Annotated in this window: 5 protein-coding genes; 2 read left to right on the top strand and 3 right to left on the bottom strand. The window is 60.9% G+C overall.

The window, feature by feature from the left end:
* Together MAXJ12_RS24965 and MAXJ12_RS37050 are read right to left on the bottom strand one after the other, a co-directional pair.
* Window positions 1-1,332: TolC family outer membrane protein (locus MAXJ12_RS24965; protein WP_008838839.1), on the bottom strand; the 1,332-nt coding region annotated here is incomplete at its 3' end.
* Window positions 1,333-1,441: 109 nt separating this feature from the next.
* Window positions 1,442-1,747: a hypothetical protein gene (locus MAXJ12_RS37050; protein ID WP_139044027.1), complete on the bottom strand. Its 306-nt coding sequence runs from the start codon at window positions 1,745-1,747 to the stop codon at window positions 1,442-1,444.
* 771 nt (window positions 1,748-2,518) lie between these two features.
* Here MAXJ12_RS37050 and MAXJ12_RS35670 point away from each other — a divergent pair.
* On the top strand, window positions 2,519-2,887 hold the full coding sequence (locus MAXJ12_RS35670; RefSeq protein WP_085984061.1) for a hypothetical protein: 369 nt from the start codon (window positions 2,519-2,521) through the stop codon (window positions 2,885-2,887).
* A 41-nt stretch (window positions 2,888-2,928) separates the two neighbouring features.
* The gene (locus MAXJ12_RS24960; RefSeq protein ID WP_157999660.1) at window positions 2,929-3,936 is read left to right on the top strand and encodes a glycoside hydrolase family 26 protein; all 1,008 of its coding nucleotides are present in this window, start codon (window positions 2,929-2,931) and stop codon (window positions 3,934-3,936) included.
* A gap of 9 nt (window positions 3,937-3,945) precedes the next feature.
* On the opposite strand, the gene MAXJ12_RS24955 is transcribed toward MAXJ12_RS24960, so the two are convergent.
* Entirely contained in the window at window positions 3,946-4,464 is a 519-nt protein-coding gene (locus MAXJ12_RS24955) for a DUF995 domain-containing protein (RefSeq protein WP_008838837.1), read from the bottom strand.
* Between the last annotated feature and the right edge of the window lie 127 nt (window positions 4,465-4,591).

Here is a 4,591-nt window from a genome sequence, read left to right as displayed (position 1 = left end):
ATGCTCTTCGGGCTTGTATTCGGCAACCCTGAGCCCGAGGCGGCGAATGGAAAGGTCGCCCGCACCCGACAGGATGGCATAGCTCGCCACCACCAGATCGCGCTGCGAGTTGGCCACGGCAATCTGGGCATCGATGACGTCGGCCTGCGAATCGAGCACGTCGAGCGTGGTGCGCTGGCCGACATTGCGCTCTTCGATGACGCCGCTGAGCGCGAGTTCAGCCGCCGTCACCGCCTCGCGCGTCGCGGCAAGCGTTTCCTGCGCGGCGATGTATTGGGTCCAGGCCGAGGTGATCGCGGCGCGCACCTGATCGCGCTGCACGTCGACCTCGATGCGAGCCTGGCCCAGAGATTCCTTCGACTGGCGCACCTGCGCCGAGGTCCTGCCGCCCTGGTAGATCGGCACGGTCAGCTGAGCGCCTATACGGGCGGAATTGCCCGAGTTTTCGGTGACGCCCGGAAGTCCGGTCAGTTCGTTAACGGCATGCCGTTCGGTGAAAATCCGCCCGACGCTCGCGCTCGCCGAAACCTGCGGCAGCAACTGGCCTTCGGCCGACTTCACCGTAAACCCGGCCGCGTCGACCAGATGCTCCGTCGCCATGATCGCCGGATGCCGGCTCGAGGCGACGCCGATCGCCTGGTCGAGACTGGGCGGAAGGAGCTTGGCGAGCGGCGCCGCCGCCTCCAGCCGGCCCGGCGCCTCGCCGACGATCTGGCGATAGATGGCGGCGCTCGACTGCGCCTGCGCCCGCGCCGCAGCGACCCGCGCGACGGCGGCCGAACGGCTGGCGTCGGCCTGGGCCACGTCGGTACGGGTGCCCTCGCCGACCTCGAAGCGCGAGCGGGCGGCACGCGCCTGCTCCGACAGGAATTCTAGATTGCGCTCCAGCAGCACCGCCACCTGCCGGTCGCGAATGACGTCCATATAGGCGCTGGCCGCGTTGAACAGGATATTCTGCTCGGTGTTGCGCAGGCTCTCATTGGAAGCGAACACCCGCGATTCGGCGGCCGCGACATTGTTCTTGGTCTGGAAACCGTCGAACAGCATCTGGTTGATCTCGACGCCGAACTGCCCGGTTGTGAGCCGGGTGCCCGATTGCGAGGAGTAGTCGATGCTCGCCACGCCGTTTATCGTCGGCCGGTAGCCGGATTTGGCGATGGCGACGCCCTCATCGGTCACCCGCACGCCGGCGCGGGCCGAATTCAGCGTCGAATTGAGCTGGTATGCCTTGGTGAGCGCGCCGAATATGGTTTCGGCGGATGCGGTGAGCGGAGAAAGCGCCGTCGTTGAAAAGAAGATCGCGGCGAGAATACCCTGGCGTACAGGTGGCACTGTCAGGGTCCCTTTCGCAATGGAGGGCGGCAATGTCGTGGACAGGCCAAGTGTGAATTGCTTCGTGATGCCGGCCGCGTGGATTCGGCCAGGAACGATGAAGCGCCTCTCATTTCACATTGCAGGCGACGGCCACAAAAAAGCACTGATAAGCAAAGCCCCCCGAATCAACGATCAGTTTGCATTCAGCAACTTGCTTGAGGGAGGTTAATAAATCAACCACGCCATCCGGCGTAGACCCGTTTTTGATGGCTGCCGGCGCCAGACCATCTGCAATCCGCGATCCGGTCGCCTCCTCCGCTCGGTTGGCAATGCGGAACCAATTCTCTCGGTGCCGGGATAATCCGACTGTTGCGCTCCTTCGGAAGAAGGGGTGCGAAAGGATGTTCAGCGTTCGCTTCGACGCGCCATCCACTGGCCCGCGAGGCGAACGGCTTGCATCATGTCGCTGGCGCCGTGGCAGCGCCTGGCCACCGGTCGATCCCGGGTCGCGTTCCAGCGCGTCCTGACGAGCGAGCGAGGATTTTATCTGCTCGATCCCCTTCCCGACGTTGCGAGGGCACCGATAGCAGATTGGGACATTCGCCAATCTGAGGCCACAATCCAAGTAGCAAGGTAGTTGGATGTGAGACCGGCCATGATCGAAATCACTAGGGCCGATGTTACGGACAAGTGGTGCATCGGCTGACCAGCTTAGCCAAGCCATCGGCAATGGTCCACAACGATGCAATCAGAGGTCGCAACATCGTTAACGGCCGCGAAATTCTTCGACGCGGCTGCCCCGAGCACCCGGCCCGGCCAATAGCGAAGGTGACGCTGCAGCCATGATCCATCGCACCCTCTTCCCGAGATGTCGCCGTATAGGTCTTGGCGCTTTGGGGTACTCGAAGTTTGCCAACAGTGCGCTCAACCGTCACCGGTCTGCCTCCATCGCGAAAACAGCGCCAGACGACGCGGGCTGTCCGGACCTGCAAGGGCGCACAACCGCATCCATGGACGTTCACGGCCTGATTGAATTTGTATGGCGTCCCGTGGCGGTCTGCGCCCTCCGGTAAGTGGATTGTCTAAAAAACCTGCTCCAATCCCGGCGCTCAGGCCGGATATTTCGTTCGCATTTTCCAGATCCCCTTAAACGACCCGAAATACATTTGAGGTATTAGAGTTACAACGACAGGGGGCAAATGATATGAAAAAGACAATACTTGCGGAATGCAAATATACCAATGCCCGGCAAGGCACAACAGCTGCCGGCAATAAATATTCCAATCTTCATTGTTCGGCAGTTGTATTTGCTTGTGTGGCAATAGCCGTACTGGCGCCAGGCTGCGCGCGGCTGCCTGACAAGACGGTTGTCGCGTCGTCCTTATCGACGCAATTTGGTTATCCCGGTAAACTGACGGAAAAACGGACGACGGCTTCGGCTGCAAAAAGCAAAAGAACGTTGCCGGTGAGGCTGGCTGGCAGTGGCTATATCGGCAAGGCGCCTTATATCTGCACACCGAGCGGCTTCGGGAGAACCTCGGACTGCTTTCTCCGGCCGTCCCGACGGCCTTAAGCCTGGACAGGCTATCCATGGTCCGCACAAAGATCCTGGCGTTGTTCCTTGCCCTGCTCCATCTGGCGGCGCCGGAAACATCGGCAGCGGAGCCGGTCCTTAACATAGACACGGTGGAAACGACGGCGATCGGGGCCCCTTTGCCTTACAGCAACCCACCGCTCAGGTCGGTGTTGCTTGGGGTTTATGATCCGCAAAACCTGTTCCGGCACTCGGCCCGGCCGCGCATCGAGCATGTCTTTGTCTACTGGCAGGCCTTGGACAAGGCGATGCTGACCAGCAAGATGCAACTTGCGAAGTCCAAGGCGCGGACGCTGATGGTCACAGTCGAGCCGTACACAAAGGCCGGCAACTGGCGCGACGGCGGGGATCACCTGTTTGCGGATATTCTAGGAGGTCAATTCGACACGCAGATAGCGGCGGTATGCGGCGCCGTGGCAGAGTTTCCGGGCGATTATTGGATCCGTTGGGGCCATGAAATGGAAGATCCGACGGGCCGCTATCCATGGGCTCGCCGCGACTCCGGGGGCTACATTGCCGCATATCGGTATTTTGTCGAGGCCTGCAAAAAGACGGCGCCGCGGGCTCGCTTCATCTGGTCGCCGAAGGGCGAGCGGCGCCTGGCCGAATATTATCCGGGCGATGCTTACGTCGACATGATTGGCGTGTCGGTCTGGGGGCTGGAGACATGGGACCGTGCTTGGTACGGTGAGCCACGGACCTTTGCTGAAGCCTTTGGCGAGAAGTATTATCGCGTCGAGCAATTCGACAAGCCAGTCATCATCGCGGAATTGGGAGTGGCCGGTCAGGAGGACTACCGCCACAATTGGCTCGCCGAAATCTCAGAATTCTCGTCCAGCCGTGGTCTGTTTCCGCTGCTTGCCGCAATCGTCTATTTCAACGACAAGGAACCGCACCACTGGCCCGACGGGCACGGATCGCCAGACTGGCGCGTAACAACGACGGATCTGCGCGAGGACCGGCCGTCAGATGTCTCCCCCAGGCAAGTCGCGGCTCACCAGAGGGAGCATCCAAACGGACGGCCATAATCGAGACGGCTATTTGCCGCTCGACAGCCTTGCCTCGATTCGCTTCAGACGCGCGCTCACATAGTTGCCGGGCCGGATCTTCCCATATTCGTCACGCGTCCTGGCCGGTGTGGTCTTGAACACGTACCATTCTCCATCCGGTTCCCGCTTCTGGAACACGACGCGGCCTTTCTTGCGATGGCTGAAGCAGGTCAGAGCCGACGCGGCGCCCTCCCTGGCATGCCATTTGGCCTTGAAGCAGAGCTTTCCCGGGTCGGTCACGAACCAACGCCCGTCAGCATATGAAGGGGAGCCGCTTTCGCGGCTCCAAGCGGTAAATCGCCGCTGTTTGGCCGAGAAATACCCTGCACCGTCTTTCCACAGCCAGGATCGACCGTGGTACAGCTTAACGAGTTCGTCCGTCGTCAGGGGTGCAGCCGACTGTGCAGCACCGCTTGTTTTGGGTTGGGCCGCATCGGCATTGATCGCACCCGCCCCCACGAAGCCGCTGATTGCACACATCATCAACAACGCCCGGAATTTTGTCATTGTGCCTCTCCCGTGTTTGAAGGATTTGTTGTCATGGCCGCGTCCGACACCTGGTTCGTGACGCGCCAATTGGGACGTCCGAAGTTGTTCGGCCACGGATAGACCTCCCGATCGTTGAAGTAGACGA

The sequence above is a fragment of the Mesorhizobium alhagi CCNWXJ12-2 genome, from assembly GCF_000236565.1.
Taxonomy (GTDB): domain Bacteria; phylum Pseudomonadota; class Alphaproteobacteria; order Rhizobiales; family Rhizobiaceae; genus Allomesorhizobium; species Allomesorhizobium alhagi.
The sequence above is the reverse complement of the archived record's forward strand: the minus strand, read 5'-3'. Positions and strand labels throughout refer to the sequence as shown.

Excerpts from the sequence above, each read along its gene's own strand:
- MAXJ12_RS35670 (WP_085984061.1), top strand. The coding sequence starts at position 2,519 with ATGAAAAAGACAATACTTGCGGAATGCAAATATACCAATGCCCGGCAA.
- MAXJ12_RS24955 (WP_008838837.1), bottom strand. The coding sequence starts at position 4,464 with ATGACAAAATTCCGGGCGTTGTTGATGATGTGTGCAATCAGCGGCTTC.